The sequence below is a fragment of the Streptomyces sulfonofaciens genome, assembly GCF_014656295.1.
Lineage (GTDB): Bacteria > Actinomycetota > Actinomycetes > Streptomycetales > Streptomycetaceae > Streptomyces > Streptomyces sulfonofaciens.
Map to the genome: position 1 here is coordinate 119,601 of NZ_BNCD01000013.1, position 15,357 is coordinate 134,957.

The following is a 15,357-nucleotide window of genomic DNA, read 5'->3' on the forward strand; positions in this document are numbered from 1 at the left end:
TGTTGTACGGCTTGCCATGAGTTCCCGGTCGAAGGTAGTTCCGGCGAGCCTCTTGGCTGGTTTGACGGCAGGGCTGACGGTGACAGCGGTGGACGGAGGCCCGCACCGTAGTGACGGTGCGGGGCTCCTTGCTGCTCGGCTGCTCGGCGGGCGGAGTTCAGTTCATGAGCGTGACGACTGATGAGCCCGGTAAGGCGGTGAGGAAGATTGCACGGTTTGATGTGAACCCCAATAGTCCTCACGTTCAGAAACTGGGGCCGCACCTGAATCTGGAAACTCAGATCAATAGAAAGACGGTTACTAGCTAGTGGCCCGCTCAAGGACCCGCACACCGGTATAGATCCATCCACTATCCGGCCGGGTGACTACTGGCCATAGGTCACTGACGGAGACGTGATGATGAAAGTATTGCGCGACGATTCGACAGGGGAATTGGAGCTGTCTGGAACCCGCTCCGAACTGATGGCCTTGGGTCGAAAGCTGCGTAGCGGTGACGGAAAAACCCTCCTGGCGAAGGTGCCAGATCCATTCCCTTACAGCAGATCGTTGTTGCGCATCGAAATTCGCCAAGCGAGTGGGAAGGTAAGGATTTCTTCTTCCGAGCGTGGTGAGGCTCTGGACGTAGAAGGCAGACTGCTATTCCTTTCTCTCCTTGCTGAGAACATCGAAGGCTTCGCTTTGGAGGCGGATCAGAGCGACCACCTACATGTGGACTATTTTCCGGAACATGACTATCTAACTGGGGGGTCGGGATCGCTGGTTGTTGCCATTGACTGCAATGCAGTGCAGGTGCCATGAAGCGGCTGGGTGTAACTGGCCTTGTTTCCATGTCGGGCAACGTCATCGGATGGGTGCTGCACCAAGTGGTGGTTCGTCACCGTCGTGGGGCCGGACGGTGGGTCGGCCAGGTTCGCGGAGGGCGTTGCTGAGGATGCCTACCTGACTGTTCTCTATTTGTTCGGTGGTCGGTGCGGTTCGGGCAGGGGCAGCGTCTGGGTGAGTGTGGCGGTGCGGATGCATGGAAGAAGGGCCTCTTGGTAGCTTGCGGATGTCGAGTCCAGAGAGGAGCAAGAGGCCCTGTGATCGAAGTGTCGCGTGGTCACGGATGCCGGGTCCAGTCCGTCTACTCCTGGGTGTGACTGTCTCGCTGATCGGTTCGGGAACGCAGCCGACCGCCCAGGGCGCCGGCCCCGGTACGGCTCGGACCTGAGCGATCAGACGCAGGAGAACGGACCATCGCCCTCGACCCGCTGACCGTAACTGTCCTGACCGTGCACCGTCGGCGACAGAGGGAGAAGCGTTTGGTTCAGGGGACGCGGTGGGTGGAGAGCGGCCTCGTCTTCACCAGTGACGACGGGACTCCGCTGCATCCCGGCTGGGTGACCGGACAGTTCAAGCAGCTCGTCTGAGAAGCCGGGTTGCCGCCCATCCGGCTGCACGACCTGCGCCACGGCGCAGCCACCCACGCCCTCTCAGCAGGAGTGGACGTCAAAGTGGTCCAGGAGATGCTCGGCCACTCCTCCTCCACGCTCACCCGCGAGACGTACACGAGCGTGGCCGACGAGGTCGAACACCACGCCGCGGGCGCCGTCGCCCGCGTGATTCTGGCCGCGGGACTCCAACAGAACAGTCACCGCAACAGTCTCGACGCGCCTGCGCCGCCTCTGACCTCGCGCGGTCCGCAGCTAGTGCCCCATCCGATGGGTGCCGGCCCACCGCCCACGCCTCCTGCCACACGTGGGGGTGTGGGCGGTGAGGTGCTTTTGTCGGAGGACCTCGGTCGTTGATGCACGCTGTGCACAGAGTGGGGACATGCGATTCCGAGCAGTTAATGCCCCGCCGACGCATCTCCCGCACACGGACCCATTTCGGACCCATACGCGCCCTAGAAACGTCAGTGGGCGTTCTCGGAAACCGAGAACGCCCAAGTCAGCCCGGTGAAGGCTGGTGCGCCGCCAGGGACTCGAACCCCGGACCCGCTGATTAAGAGTCAGCTGCTCTAACCAACTGAGCTAGCGGCGCCTGCTGACAAAGGAAATACTACCTGGTCCGCGGGGGTGCTCCTGACCATGTGGGGTGGGGTTGGGGAGGCCGTGCCGTTGCGTCGGCCGGTGGGGCCTCCGGGCTCGCCTCGGGAGGGCACGGCAGGTCGGAGGCCGTGGACCGGGGCGGTCGGGGAGCCGGGGGAGCCGTCGCGGGTGGGCGTGGCGGGAGGACCGGCGGCACCTCCCGTCCCCGAAGGCCGTGGGCCGTGGGAGCCCACGGGGAGGCCGGGGGCCGTGGGCCGTGGGAGCCCACGGAAAAGCCGGGGGCCGTGGGCCGTGGGAGCCCACGGGCCTCCTCAGAGCACCGCGCTCAGGAACTCCCGGGTCCTCTCGTGCTCCGGCTCGGTGAACATCTTGTCCGGCGAGCCCGACTCGATGACCCGCCCCGCGTCGAACATCAGGACCCGGTCCGAGATGTCCCGTGCGAAGTTCATCTCGTGGGTGACGCAGAGCATCGTGATGTCGGTGGTGCGGGCGATGTCGCGCAGGACGTCGAGGACGCCCGCCACGAGTTCCGGGTCGAGGGCCGAGGTGACCTCGTCGAGCAGCAGGACCTGCGGACGCATGGCCAGGGCCCGGGCGATGGCCACCCGCTGCTGCTGGCCGCCGGAGAGCTGGGTGGGGTAGGCGTCGCAGCGGTCGCCGAGGCCCACCATGTCGAGCAGTTCGCGGGCCCGTTCCTCCGCCTCGTCCTTGGACAGGCCGAGCACGGTCACCGGAGCCTCGGTGATGTTCCGCAGCACCTTCATGTTGGGGAACAGGTTGAACTGCTGGAAGACCATCCCGATGTTCTTGCGGACCTCGCGTATGTGCTTGTCGCCCGCCGGCACCAGCTTGCCGTTCCGCTGCTCGTGGGTGAGATAGTCACCGTTCACCTTGATGCTGCCGGAATCGGGGCTGGTCAGGGTCATCAGCAGGCGCAGGATCGTCGTCTTGCCGGATCCCGAGGGGCCGATCAGGGTGACGTGCTTGCCGGAGGCGACCGAGAAGTCCAGCTCGTCGAGGACGACATTGCTGCCGAACCGCTTGGTGACCTTGTCGAAGCGGATCAGCTCGCTGCCGTCCACCGGCGGGTTGGCGTCCAGGTTCTTGGGTGAGGTGTCAGCGGACAAGACGACGCTCCAGGGCTCGTACGAGAAGGGATGCCGGATAGGCGATGACGATGAAGGCGACGCCGACGACGGTCAGCGGCTCGACGTAGCGGAAGGTGTCGGCGCCCTGCAGACGGGCCTGGCCGAGCATCTCCAGCACGCCGATCCCGATGAACATCGGTGTGTCCTTCAGCATCGAGATCACGTAGTTGCCGAGTGCCGGCACCACGCGGCGGATCGCCTGCGGCAGGATCACCGCGGTCCAGGTGCGGCGGGTGGGGAGGCTGAGCGCCGTGGCCGCCTCCCACTGCCCGGGCGGCACGGCCTCGATGCCCGCACGGTAGACCTGCATCGTGTACGTCGAGTAGTGCACCCCGATCGCCAGGATGCCGGTGGTCAGGGCGCTGAACTCGATGCCCCACTCCGGCAGGACGTAGTAGAAGAAGAACAGTTGGACCAGCAGCGGCGTGTTGCGGATGAACTCCGTGACGACGCCGACCGGCCAGCGGACGAGGCGGGTCGGTGCGCGGTAGGCGAACGCCCACACCAGACCGACCGCGAAGGAGATCACGGAACCGAGTGCCACCGCCTCCAGCGTGGTGAGCACGCCGTCCCAGAAACGCGGCAGGAAGTCACCGACGGCCGACCAATCCCAGTTCATGCGACACCTCCGGTCTCCGTCAGGTCCTTCAGGCGTTCGTCCGCGTCATCGGAGGAGCGGCGCAGCGAGAGGTTCCTGAGCAGGCCGGGCTCACTAGGCCGGCCGATGTTCGCCTTGGTCTTGCGTTCCAGGGCCCGCATGCCGCGGGACAGGACGAAGGCGAGGACGAAGTAGATGACCAGGCTGATCGAGTAGATCTTGGCGCTCTCCTGGGTGGCCAGGCGCACCAGGTACGCGGCGAACGAGGTGTCCGCGATGCCCAGCAGGGAGACCAGTGCGGTGCCCTTGAGCAGTTCGATCAGCAGGTTGCTGAACGGCGGGATCATCTCGGGAACGGCCTGCGGCAGCATGATCAGCCGCATCCGCTGCCACGGTGTGAAGCTGAGCGCTACCCCCGCCTCGCGCTGCGCCGTCGCCACCGAGTTGAGCGCACCGCGTACGACCTCGGCCCCGTACGCCCCGTAGGACAGGCCGAGGGCGAGCACCGCCGCCCACATCGGGACGAGCTGCCAGCCGAACAGCAGCGGCAGCACGAAGAACATCCAGAACATCAGGACCACGGCGGAGGTGCCGCGGAAGATCTCGGTGTAGAAACCCGCGAGGAACCGGACGATCCGCAGGTGGTGGGTGCGGGCCATGCCGACACCGAAGGCGACGGCCGCCGCCAGCGCCGCGCTGTAGACCGTTAGCTGAACGGTGATCCATATACCGGGCAGGACCCAGTGTTGCCACAGTCCCGTGGTCATTGGGCGCAGAGCTCCTTCGCGGTGAGCTTCGTCATTTCCTTCTCGGTGAAGCCGAAGGGCCGAAGGATGCGCAGCAGCTCGCCGCTCTTCTTCATCTTGGCGATCTCCACGTTGAAGGCGTCCCGCAGCGAGGTGTCCACGGGCCGGAACGCGAAGCCTCCGCCGTCGATGTGTTTCCTGCCGTCGACCGTGGGCGCGAAGGGCGCGGTGACCTCGGCCTTCGTGCTCTTCTTGACCACCATCCGGGTGGTGAGCGCGGTGCCGGAGAAGACGTCGACACGGCCGGACTCGACCGCGTTCAGACCGGCCACCTGGTCCTGGAGGATCACGATGTCGCTCTGCTTGATGCCGGCCTGCTCCGCGTAGTCGATCTCGGCGTACCCGGTGCCGGTGGCGAACTTCGCCTTGGCCTTCACCACGTCCTTGTAGTCGTGCAGGTTGAGCGGGTTGCCCTTGCGGACGATGAAGGCGTCGAGCATCTGGTACTCGGGCTCGGCGAAGATGACCTGCTGGCAGCGTTCCTTGTTGATGTACATCCCCGCGGAGACCACGTCGAACTGCTGGGAGTTCAGGCCCGGGATCAGCGAGCCGAACTCCGTGGCGACCGGTACCACCCGGTCGATCCCCAGTCTCTTGAAGATCACTTTTGCCAGGTCGGGGGCTTCCCCGGTGAAATTGCCGTCCTCGTCGATGTAGCCGAACGGCACCTCACCGGCTATTCCCAGCCGGACCACGCCTTGGGAGCGCAGCCGTTCCAGAGCGTTGCCCTCGTCCACCCGGGCACAGCCCGCCGCACCCCCCACGGCGGCGGCAGTACCCAGCGCCGCCGCGCCCGCAAGGAGCGTCCGGCGCCCTATGCCGCCTGGTTCTCGTCGGTTTTCTCTTTCCGGAGTCGGAGCCATGGGCGCGCGGCTACCCCATCTCATGCAAGGTATGCCGATCGCTTTTAGCCCCGTTGCAGGTGATGCGGTCTTGACCTGGAGGGCACGATGAGTTCATGACTGATCGATTCATCGAGGTGTCCCTGGCCAAGCGTGGCGTGACGTGCACGGCGAAGTTGCTCGACGACCGGGCGCCGCTGACCTGCGCGGCCGTGTGGGAGGCGCTGCCGCTGGGCGGTGACGTCTATCACGCGAAGTACGCCCGCAACGAGATCTACGCCCTCTTCTCCCCGTTCACCGACAAGGAGCCGCCCCTGGAGAACCCGACCGTCACTCCCATTCCGGGCGACCTCTGCTACTTCTCCTTCAACGGCACGCAACTGGGCAGCCAGGCGTACGGGTATTCGAGCACCGACGCGGGTGTCGAGGCGGGTGCCGTCATGGTCGACCTCGCGCTGTTCTACGAGCGCAACAACCTCCTGCTCAACGGGGACCTCGGGTGGATCCCCGGGATCGTCTGGGGGCAGGTCGTCGACGGGCTCGACCGGATGGCGGACGCCTGCCAGGACCTGTGGCGGGCGGGCGCGCTGGGGGAGACCCTGTCGTTCCGGCGGGCGTGAGGTATCTCACATAGCATGTGGCCGGACTGCCGGTGCGGGCCCCCACACGTGGTCCGCACCTGGTCCGGTGGTCCGGTGGTCCGGTGGTCCGGTGGTCCGGTGGTCCGGTGGTCCGGTGGTCCGGTGGTCCGGTGGTCCGGGCTCCGCGGTGCGGGTTCGGTGGCCCTTTGGCCCGGGCCCGGCGGTGCGGGTTCGTCGCTGCGGCTCCGGTGCGCCCGTCCGGCGGCGGTTCAGCCCCGGTGCCCCGGTGCTCCGGGGGCCCGGTGACCCGGCGGGCGGGCGGCCGGACGGGCGCACCGCGGACGATCGCACGTTGCCGTTGCCGTCCCCGTCCCCGTCCCCGTCGCACGGCGCGTGTCGCACGACGCCGGTGCACGGCGGACGAGAGACCCGGCGCGGCGGGGCGCACGAGCGGACCGGTCCGGCGCACGAGCGGACCGGTCCAGCGGGGAGCGCACCGGTCCAGCGCACGAGCGGACGGGCGCGCCGGGCGATCAACGGGCGCGCCGGGCGATCAACGGGCGCGCCGGGCGATCAGGAGTGCGCGACCGGCGCCGTCCCCGAGGTCGCCACCCCCGCCGTGTACAGCGCGTGGGCCGTCCGCAGCACGAGGGCGTCCGCGTGCCGGGCGGCCACGATCTGGAGGCCGATGGGCAGCCCGGCCTCGTCGGTGCCGACGGGCACGGAGGCCGCCGGCTGCTGGGTCAGGTTGAACGGGTAGGTGAACGGCGTCCAGCTCGTCCACCGCCCGTCCCCGGCCCCCGGCCCGGATCCCGCCGCGCCTCCCGCGCCTCCCGCGGCCGGCGCCTCCCGCCCCGCCTCGAACGCGGTCAGCGGCAGCGTCGGCGTGACCAGCAGGTCGTAGGTGTCGTGGAAGCGCCCCATCCGGCGGCCGAGGTCCATCCGGACGTCGACCGCGGCCAGGTAGTCCAGCGCGCTGTACCCGGCGCCCTGCGCACAGACCTCGCGCAGGCCCGGGTCGAGCAGGTCGCGCTCCGCGACGCCCAGCGGCTCGATGACGCGGGCCGCACCGCTGAACCACAGGGTGTGGAAGGCCTCCACCGGGTCGGTGTAGCCCGGGTCGGCCTCCTCCACGACCGCTCCCAGCTCCGCGAGCCGGCGCACGGCGCGCTCCACCGCCGCGGCCACCGCCGGCTGCACCCCGGCGTACCCGGCCGGCGTCGGCGCGTACGCCACCCGGAGTCCGCGCAGGGCGCTGCCGGGCTCGCGCAGGTCGGTGCCGTCCTCCGCCCGGGTCAGGGCCTGGAGGTAGCTGCTCGGGGCCGGCCCGAGGTGCGACCAGTCGCGGGCGTCGGGCGCGCTGATCACGTCCATCATCAGGGCGGCGTCCCGGGCGTCCCGGGTCATCGGGCCGACGTGCGCCAGCGTGCCGAAGGCGCTCGCCGGGTACAGCGGCACGCGCCCGTACGTCGGTTTGAGCGCGAAGATGCCGCAGAAGGAGGCCGGGATGCGCACCGAGCCGCCGCCGTCCGTGCCCAGCGACAGCGGGCCCGCGCCCAGCGCCACCGCCGCCGCGCTGCCGCCGCTCGACCCGCCGGCGGTGCGCGAGGGGTCGTACGGGTTGCGGGTGACCCCCGACAGCGGCGAGTCCGTCACGCCCTTCCAGCCGAACTCCGGAGTGGTCGTCTTGCCGAGGAAGACGGCGCCGTGCTCGCGCAGCCGCGCCACCGACGGCGCGTCCTCGTCCCAGGCGCCCCCGGGGCTGACGGTCATCGAGCCGCGCAGGGTCGGCGCCCCGCGCAGCAGCAGGATGTCCTTGACGGTCACCGGCACCCCGTCCAGCAGGCCCTGCGGCTCCCCGCGGCGCCAGCGCTCGGCGGACGCCCGCGCCTGTTCACGGGCCTGGTCGGGCTCGATGCGGACGAAGGCGTTGACGACCGGCTGGACGTCCTCGCACCGCCGCAGGGCCGCGTCCACCACGTCGACGGGACTGAGCGTGCCGTCCCGGTAGCCCTCCAGGAGCCGGGTGGCGGTCAGGTCTGTGAGCTCGGTCATCCGCTCTCCCTCATACCGGTGTGCCGTTGCTGTCCCCCGTACCCGCCCGGGCCGCGGGTACCGCCCGGGCCGCCGGTACCGCCCGGGTCGCGGGCGCCGCCCGGGCGCCGGGTGCGGGGCGGCCGGGCCCCCGGGTCAGGCACCGCGTACATAGCCGCGCTCCTTGTCGACCACGTTCGGCAGCGGCTCGCCCGCCTCCCACCGCTCGTACATCTCGACGAACTGGGTCGCGAGGTCGTCCCGCCAGCCGATGGTGTCACCGCTCATGTGCGGGGACACCAGCAGGCCCGGGGTGTCCCAGAGGGGACTGCCGGGCGGCAGCGGCTCCTCCTCGAAGACGTCGAGGGCGGCGCCCGCGATCCACCGCTTCTCCAGCGCCTCCACGAGGTCCGCCTCGACGACCAGGGGCCCGCGCCCGATGTTGACGAACCGCGCGGAGGGCCGCATGAGCCCGAAGAACCGGGCGTCGAACATGCCCCGGGTGGCGTCCGTGAGCGGTGCCGCACTGATCACCCAGTCGGCCGCCGCGACCAGCGGACCGAGGTCGTCCGCACCGCGCACACCGGGCCGGGGAGTGCGGCCCACCACCGCCGTGGTGATCCCGAGCGCCTCCAGGGTCCGGGCGATGGCGAGCCCGATGGGGCCCGCGCCGATCACACAAGCATGATTTCTGGCCACTCTCTGCGTTTCGCGGTGCCGCCACTCGTGGTGGCCCTGAAGACGCCAAGTGCCTGGCAGATCCTTCGCCATCGCCAGGACGAGGCCGGCGACGTACTCGGCGATCGGCTGGTCGAAGATGCCCCGCGCATTGGTCACCACGGTGTCCGAGGCGGCCAGCTCGGGGCTGAGGAGATGGTCCACACCGGCGCTCGCCGTGTGTACCCAGCGTGGTCGGGGGCCATCGCCCGGCCATGCCGAGCGGACTGCGTGAGAGGCGAAGTCCCACACCAACAACACGTCTGCGCTGGGCAGTTGGGCGGCGAGGGTGGTCGCGTCGGCAAACTGGATCCGGACGCGCCCGGTGAGCCCGCCGAGTCGCGGCGGCGGCTCGGCACCCAGGACGAGGAGGGTGGGAAGAGCGGCTTCGGACATCGGGATGAAACCCTTCTGCAACGGCGTTCCGCTTCCCTGGTCAGTGTCGGCCGAGGCCGTCTGGAATATGCGGATTGACCACGCTGGCAGCCGAACCTACCTTCGTCAACACGGATCCCTTTCGTGGGTTCCGTGCACACCCCCGTCCCGACGTCCCGGCGTGTGCCGGTCTTCTTCTCCCCGGAGCTCCGACGGGGCTCTCCGACGCCTTTGTGATCTTGCGGCTCCTGTTTGCTCCGCGGGTGTTCCACACTGGTAGTCCGGTGGTCCTCCGGTGATCTCCTTTCTCGGTGTCAATCCGGCTCCGGCCGTCGCACCTCAATGCTCCTTCCTGGCTCGATTTGAATTGGGGCTTGCAATGGACGTCTCGATCATGGGTGGACCCCACCCTCAGCGCGGTGTGGGGATCGTCGCCCCTTTTGACTTCGCGCTCGACCGTGAACTCTGGCGCTGGGTTCCGGACGAGATATCGCTGTATCTGACCCGCACGCCGTTCGTGCCCGTCGAGGTCAGCCTCGACCTGGCGCGGATGGTCAGCGAGCACGAGACCCTGGAGGAGGCGGTCCGGGCGCTCAGCGTCGCCGAGCCCGAGGTCATCGCCTACGCCTGCACCTCCGGCAGCTTCGTGGGCGGCACCGCCGGCGAGCGTGCGATGTGCGAGGCGATGAACCGCGCGGGCGAGGTGGCCTCGCTCACCACCTCGGGTGCGCTGCTCGAGGCCCTTGCGGAGGTCTCGGCGAAACGCATCGCCCTGGTCACCCCGTACACCGACTCGGTGACCGGTGCCCTGGAGGACTATCTGGCCGAGGCCGGAGTGCAGGTCACGGGGCGGGCCGGGCTCGGCCTGACCCGGCACATCTGGAAGGTGCCGTACCGTGATGTGGTGGACATGGCACGGCAGGCGGTCCCCGGCACCGCGGACGCGCTCTTCATCAGTTGCACGAACCTCCCGACGTACGACGTCATCCCGCAGCTCGAGGCCGAGCTCCAGATGCCCGTGCTGTCCGCGAACCAGGTGACCATGTGGGCCGCGCTGCGTCACCTGGGTACCAGTGCGGTCGGGCCCTACCAGGCGCTGCTCAACCCCGGCGCCAGGCCGGGCGCCCTGCAGCTCGACCCGCCGCCGGCCCCCGCCGGCGGCACCCCGGCCCTGCCGGAGGCGCCCCCCACGGCCGAGGCCGAGGGAGGCTGGGCGTGAGGGCAGGCGGCAGACCGTGCCGGGCGCCGTTCCCCGGCGCGGACAGGGGGCGGCCCCACCCGACGTAGTACCCGCAGAAGGAGGCTGGACGTGACCGCACTGGGATTCCTCTATCCCGGCTACTCGGCGGAGGACGACTACCCGCGCATGGAGCAACTGATCGGCAGCGACATCCGGCTCACCGTCGTCCACACGGACATCGGCGAGGATGCGCACCGTGTCGACGCGCTGCTGGAGATGGGCTCCGCGGACCGGTTGTCCGCAGGCGTCGAGGAGCTGCGGCTGTCCGGCGCGGAGGCCGTCGTATGGGCGTGCACGAGCGCCAGCTTCGTGTACGGCTGGAAGGGCGCGCACGACCAGGTGCGGTCCCTGGCCAAGTCGGCGGGGCTGCCCGCGTCCAGCACGTCCTTCGCGTTCCTGCACGCGGCGCAGGAGATGGAGGCCGCCAAGGTGGCGATCGCCGCGACCTACCCGGAGGACGTCGCGGGGCTGTTCTCGCAGTTCCTGAAGGCCGGCGGGGTCGAGGTCCTGACCACCCGCGGCAGCGGCATCATCACCGCCGCCGAGGTGGGCACCTGGGGGCGTGAGGAGGTGCTGGCGCTGGCCCGGGCGGGCGACCACCCCGACGCGGACGCGGTCCTGCTGCCCGACACGGCCCTGCACACGGTCGCCCACCTGCCGGAGCTGGAGGACGTCCTCGGCAAGCCGGTCCTCACGGCCAACCAGGTCACGGCATGGGAGGCGCTGCGGCTCGCCGGACGGCGGGTCAACGCGCCGTCGATGGGCGCTCTCTTCACCAAGGAGCCGCTGGTCCAGGTCACGGTCTGAGGCCGGCCCCGGCGTGCCGTGGACGCCGCCGGTGCTCGACGGCGGCGGGAAGGCCGCCCGCCCCCGCGGACGTGGCGGCCGTCCACCGGTGCGGCCCCGCGGGCGCACCTGCCCGCCTCCGGTGGTCCCGGGGCACGGGCGGGTGCGGAAGGCGCCGCGAGGTGGTCGCGCGGTTCCCGCCGCCCGTCAGGGGCGCGCGCTCGGGCAGGGGCGCGGGAATAAAACGGAGTCGGCCTCCTGTTCGTGCGGGCGCAGCCCACAGACGCACGCACAGGAGGCACACCCGTTGAACGCGAGCGACCCCGCCCAGCCGTCCGAGGAGATCGTCGGCCACAGCAGGGGCACCGCCCCCGTGCCGCTGTCCGTCCTTGACCTGGTCACCGTCGGCGCGGGCCACACCGCGACCGACGCGCTGCGCACCAGTGTCGAACTGGCGCGGCTGGCGGAGGGCCGCGGCTTCCACCGCTACTGGGTGGCCGAGCACCACTCGATGCCCGGGGTCGCGTCCTCCTCGCCCGCCGTGATCCTGGCGTACCTCGCCGCCCACACCGACCGCATCCGGCTCGGCTCCGGCGGTGTGATGCTGCCGAACCACGCACCGCTCGTCATCGCGGAGCAGTTCGGCACCCTCCAGGCCATCGCGCCGAGCCGGATCGACCTGGGGCTGGGCCGCGCACCCGGCACCGACGGCGCCACCGCGGCCGCGCTGCGCCGCGCCGACCGCCTGAACGAGAGCGCGGACGACTTCCCCCAGCAGCTCGCCGAGCTGACCCGCTTCCTGGACGACGACTTCCCCGACGGGCATCCGTACTCCCGTATCCACGCCGTGCCGGGACCCGTCCAGGCCAACGCGGCGGGCGGTGTGCAGTCGCCGGCCCGGCCGCCGATCTGGCTGCTCGGCTCGTCCGGCTTCAGCGCCCGGCTCGCCGGCATGCTCGGGCTGCCGTTCGCCTTCGCCCACCACTTCTCGGCGCGCAACACGGTCCCCGCGCTCGACCTCTACCGCGAGTCCTTCTCGCCCTCCGCGGTGCTGGCCGAGCCGTACGCGCTGATCGGCGTCTCGGCGCTGGCGACCGACGACGAGGAGGAGGCCCGCCGCCAGGTGCTGGCCGCGGCCCTCAACATGGTGCGGCTGCGCACCGGACGGCCCGGCCTGGTGCCCACTCCGGAGGAGGCTGCGGCGTACGCGTTCAGCCCCATCGAGCGCGAGTTCATCGACGACTGGAACGCCAACGTCATCCACGGCACGCCGGACCGGGTCCGCAGCGGCCTCGACGAGTTGCAGAAGCGGACCGGCGCCGACGAGCTGATGATCACGGCCAATGCGCACAGCGGTGACGTCCGGGTGCGTTCGTACGAGCTGATCGCGGACGCCTACGGGCTGACGGCGCCCTGAGCGCGCCCGGGCGACTGCCGTGCCGCCCCCGAAGCCGGGGGCTCACCCCGGGCCGGGCGCGGGGCGCGGGGGTGCGGGCAGTGCGGGGTGCGGCGGTGCGCGGGGGTGCGCACCGCCACCGGCCGGGAGTCCCGCCGTGGTCTGCCGCGCGGTTGCACGCGCCCGGGCGCGTGCCCCTTCGGGCGCGCCCCGGTCTTCGGGCGCGCCCTGGGCTCAAGCCCGCGGGCACACCCCGGCCGTCAGCATGTCCGAGACGCGCTCCGGTGCCACCGGGCGTGAGTAGAGCCAGCCCTGCGCCGTGTCGCAGCCGATGCGGCGCAGCCGGTCCGCCTGGCCCGAGGTCTCCACGCACTCGGCGGTGACGGTGAGGCCGAGTCGGTGGGCGAGCTGGACCAGGGCCTCGACGATCACCTCGTCGGCCGGATTGGGGTGCGCCCCCTCCTCGTAGCGGAAGCCGTGCACGAAGGAGCCGTCCAGCTTCAGCACCGACACCGGCAGCCTGCTCAGGTAGGCGAGGTTGGAGTACCCGGTGCCGAAGTCGTCGATGGCGATCCGCACGCCCATGTCGCTGAGCGCCTGGAGCGGGCGGCCCGCCGATCCCATCACCGCGGACTCGGTGAGCTCCAGTTGGAGCAGCCGGGGCGCGAGTCCGGTCTCGGCGAGGATCTCCGCGACGTCGGCCACCAGGTCGGAGTCCCAGACCTGGCGCACGGCGACGTTGACGCTCACGTACACCGGGGGCACGTCCGGGTGGTCGAGCTGCCAGCGGCGGGCCTGGCGGCACGCGGTGCGCAGGACCCACCGGCCGAGCTGCACGATGGAGCCGTCCTCCTCCGCCAGTCCGATGAACCGATTCGGCGTCAACACCCCGAACTGCGGATGGCGCCAGCGCACCAGCGCCTCCACCCCGTGCAGCCCGCCGTCCCCGAGGCCCACCAGGGGCTGGTACTCCAGGAGGAACTCGCCCCGCTCGACCGCGGCCCTGAGTGTCGAGGACAGCGCCTGGCGGGTCATGCGGTGGGCGTTGCGCTCCGGGTCGAAGAGCGTCCAGCGGCCCTTGCCGTCGGCCTTCGCCCAGTACAGCGTGGTGTCCGCGGCCTGCATCAGACCGGTGGCCGTGGTGTCCGCCACCCGCCGCTCGACCACACCGATCGAGGCGGAGACCGTGAGCCTGTGCCCGCCCAGGTCGAAGGGCTCCTGGAAGGCGTGCAGCAGTGACTCGGCGAGGTCCGCGAGCTGTTCCGTGCCGGTCGAGTCCTCCACCAGCAGGGCGAACTCGTCGCCGCCGAGCCTGGCCACCAGGGGGATGCCGACGCGGCCGCGGCCCGCCTGGTCCGCGCAGCGCGTCAGACGCTCCGCCACGGCGGTGAGCAGCCGGTCGCCGATCCGGTGGCCCAGCGTGTCGTTGACCGCCTTGAAGCCGTCGAGGTCGAGGAAGCACAGCCCGATCCGGCCGGTACCGCCGTCCTCGTGGGCGCTGTGGGGGGAACGTGCGGGGTGCGGGCGGTGCGGGGCGGGGGAGGGGCGGGCGGTGCGGGCGTCCTGCGGGCCGGCCCCGCCCGGGTCGTGGCGGCCCGGTTCCAGGGCGGCGGTCAGCCGCTCGAAGAAGAGGGTGCGGTTGGGCAGCCGGGTCACCGGGTCGTGCATCTGGAGGTGCCGCAGTCTGGCCTGGTGCTCGCGGTGGGCGCTGATGTCCAGGACGGACAGCAGTACCGCGCCCCCGGTCTCCCGCGGCGCCCCGCCCGGCGGCAGCGGGACGACCGTGACCTGGCCCCACAGCGAGTGCCCTTCGGGGTGCTTGAGGCGCCGGGTGCAGCGCAGCCCGCCCTCCCGGCCGCCGAGCACGGCACGGTAGGCGTGCCAGGTCCGGTTGTCCGACGCCAGGTTCAGCAGGTCCGCGGCGACCTGGCCGGTCGGGTCGCCGCGGTCGGTACCGAAGATCCGGGTGAAGGCAGCGTTCGGGTGCACCACGATCCCCCGGCCGTCGACCACGGCCATCGCGAGCGGCGCGGCGTCGAAGGCGGCCGGGTGGAGGGCGGCCGGGTGGAGGGCGGGGTCGGGGGCCGGGCGACCGCCCGCGGGGGTGCCCTCGGCCGCCTGGGGCGCCGGGAGGTCCGACGGCCGCGCGGAGGTGGGCACGGCGTCCGGGCGCGCGGCTCGCGGTTGCGCGCCGCCGGGGTGCGCGGCGGTGCCCGGACCGGTGGCGGTGCCCGGCGCGGGAGCGGTGGGGTGCGCCGGGGCCCCGGGTGTGCCGGGTGTGCCGGGCGGGGAAGCGGGCGACGGGGCCGGAGAGGTGCCCGGGGGGGAGGGGGCCGCCGGGTCGGTGTGCGGCGGGAGGGCGGCCGCCGCTTGCGGGGGTGCCGGGTGGGCGGTGGCCGAAGCGGAGGGCTCCGGGGCATCGGCGGCCGGGTCCGGGAGCGCCGGCGGGGGGGTGGGTGCCGGGGTCGCGGGCGGTGCGGCGGCGTCGGGGGGCGGGGCCGGGCCGTCGGTCTGGCGGCCCCCGGGACTGTGGGGCTCCGTATCGCGCGGCTCCGCGTCCTCGTGGGACTCGGCGCCGCCGCGGGGCCCGCCTGCGCGGGCGCCCGCGGGAGCGCTCGGCCCGGGGCCGCCGTGCAGGTCCCGGGTGCGGCGTTCCATGACGGTCCGGTGGGCGAGGTCGGCCGGAGGGGCCGGTCCTTCTGGCTTTCCGCTCACCGCTTGCTCCCGCAGTGCGTCGTAGTGCAGTCGATGTCGTACAGGTCGCTCCCCCAGGGCCCCACGGGCCTGGGAGAAACTCCCGGTGC

Annotated in this window: 13 protein-coding genes and 1 tRNA gene; 6 read left to right on the forward strand and 8 right to left on the reverse strand. The window is 71.3% G+C overall.

The window, feature by feature from the left end; genetic code table 11:
* Positions 1 to 396 precede the first annotated feature (396 nt).
* Together IE313_RS21355 and IE313_RS21360 are read left to right on the forward strand one after the other, a co-directional pair.
* Positions 397 to 798 carry an Imm32 family immunity protein gene (locus IE313_RS21355; protein WP_189934652.1) on the forward strand — a complete coding sequence of 134 codons (402 nt, stop codon included), beginning with the start codon at positions 397 to 399 and terminating at the stop codon, positions 796 to 798.
* A gap of 620 nt (positions 799 to 1,418) precedes the next feature.
* On the forward strand, positions 1,419 to 1,787 hold the full coding sequence (locus IE313_RS21360; RefSeq protein WP_189934654.1) for a tyrosine-type recombinase/integrase: 369 nt from the start codon (positions 1,419 to 1,421) through the stop codon (positions 1,785 to 1,787).
* Positions 1,788 to 1,945: 158 nt separating this feature from the next.
* On the opposite strand, the gene IE313_RS21365 is transcribed toward IE313_RS21360, so the two are convergent.
* From IE313_RS21365 to ehuB, 5 genes are all read right to left on the reverse strand, one after another.
* Positions 1,946 to 2,022 (reverse strand) — tRNA-Lys (locus IE313_RS21365).
* 319 nt (positions 2,023 to 2,341) lie between these two features.
* The gene (gene ehuA / locus IE313_RS21370) at positions 2,342 to 3,157 is read right to left on the reverse strand and encodes an ectoine/hydroxyectoine ABC transporter ATP-binding protein EhuA (RefSeq protein ID WP_189934656.1); all 816 of its coding nucleotides are present in this window, start codon (positions 3,155 to 3,157) and stop codon (positions 2,342 to 2,344) included.
* Positions 3,147 to 3,797, reverse strand: coding sequence for an ectoine/hydroxyectoine ABC transporter permease subunit EhuD (gene ehuD, locus IE313_RS21375; RefSeq protein WP_189934658.1), 651 nt, complete (start codon positions 3,795 to 3,797; stop codon positions 3,147 to 3,149). The genes ehuA and ehuD overlap by 11 nt, the downstream gene beginning before the upstream one ends.
* The gene (ehuC, locus tag IE313_RS21380) at positions 3,794 to 4,543 is read right to left on the reverse strand and encodes an ectoine/hydroxyectoine ABC transporter permease subunit EhuC (protein WP_189934661.1); all 750 of its coding nucleotides are present in this window, start codon (positions 4,541 to 4,543) and stop codon (positions 3,794 to 3,796) included. The genes ehuD and ehuC overlap by 4 nt, the downstream gene beginning before the upstream one ends.
* Entirely contained in the window at positions 4,540 to 5,445 is a 906-nt protein-coding gene (ehuB, locus tag IE313_RS21385) for an ectoine/hydroxyectoine ABC transporter substrate-binding protein EhuB (RefSeq protein ID WP_189934663.1), read from the reverse strand. Before ehuB ends, ehuC begins: the two co-directional genes overlap by 4 nt.
* Before the next feature lie 95 nt (positions 5,446 to 5,540).
* On the opposite strand from ehuB, the gene IE313_RS21390 reads away from it, so the two are divergent.
* Complete coding sequence (locus IE313_RS21390) at positions 5,541 to 6,044, forward strand: DUF3830 family protein (RefSeq protein WP_189934665.1); 504 nt, start codon at positions 5,541 to 5,543, stop codon at positions 6,042 to 6,044.
* Positions 6,045 to 6,578: 534 nt separating this feature from the next.
* Here IE313_RS21390 and IE313_RS21395 read toward each other — a convergent pair.
* Together IE313_RS21395 and IE313_RS21400 are read right to left on the reverse strand one after the other, a co-directional pair.
* Entirely contained in the window at positions 6,579 to 8,060 is a 1,482-nt protein-coding gene (locus tag IE313_RS21395; protein WP_189934667.1) for an amidase, read from the reverse strand.
* A 135-nt stretch (positions 8,061 to 8,195) separates the two neighbouring features.
* Complete coding sequence (locus IE313_RS21400) at positions 8,196 to 9,152, reverse strand: D-2-hydroxyacid dehydrogenase (RefSeq protein WP_189934669.1); 957 nt, start codon at positions 9,150 to 9,152, stop codon at positions 8,196 to 8,198.
* Positions 9,153 to 9,510: 358 nt separating this feature from the next.
* On the opposite strand from IE313_RS21400, the gene IE313_RS21405 reads away from it, so the two are divergent.
* The 3 genes from IE313_RS21405 to IE313_RS21415 all read left to right on the forward strand — a co-directional run bounded on the left by IE313_RS21405 (position 9,511) and on the right by IE313_RS21415 (position 12,574).
* Positions 9,511 to 10,350: a maleate cis-trans isomerase family protein gene (locus IE313_RS21405; protein WP_189934671.1), complete on the forward strand. Its 840-nt coding sequence runs from the start codon at positions 9,511 to 9,513 to the stop codon at positions 10,348 to 10,350.
* Between the two features lie 90 nt (positions 10,351 to 10,440).
* Entirely contained in the window at positions 10,441 to 11,178 is a 738-nt protein-coding gene (locus IE313_RS21410; protein ID WP_189934673.1) for a maleate cis-trans isomerase family protein, read from the forward strand.
* Positions 11,179 to 11,464: 286 nt separating this feature from the next.
* Positions 11,465 to 12,574, forward strand: coding sequence for an LLM class flavin-dependent oxidoreductase (locus IE313_RS21415; protein WP_189934676.1), 1,110 nt, complete (start codon positions 11,465 to 11,467; stop codon positions 12,572 to 12,574).
* 213 nt (positions 12,575 to 12,787) lie between these two features.
* Here the strand turns inward: IE313_RS21415 and IE313_RS21420 are convergent, their stop codons facing one another.
* Positions 12,788 to 14,572, reverse strand: coding sequence for a putative bifunctional diguanylate cyclase/phosphodiesterase (locus IE313_RS21420; protein ID WP_229924842.1), 1,785 nt, complete (start codon positions 14,570 to 14,572; stop codon positions 12,788 to 12,790).
* Positions 14,573 to 15,357: the final 785 nt, after the last annotated feature.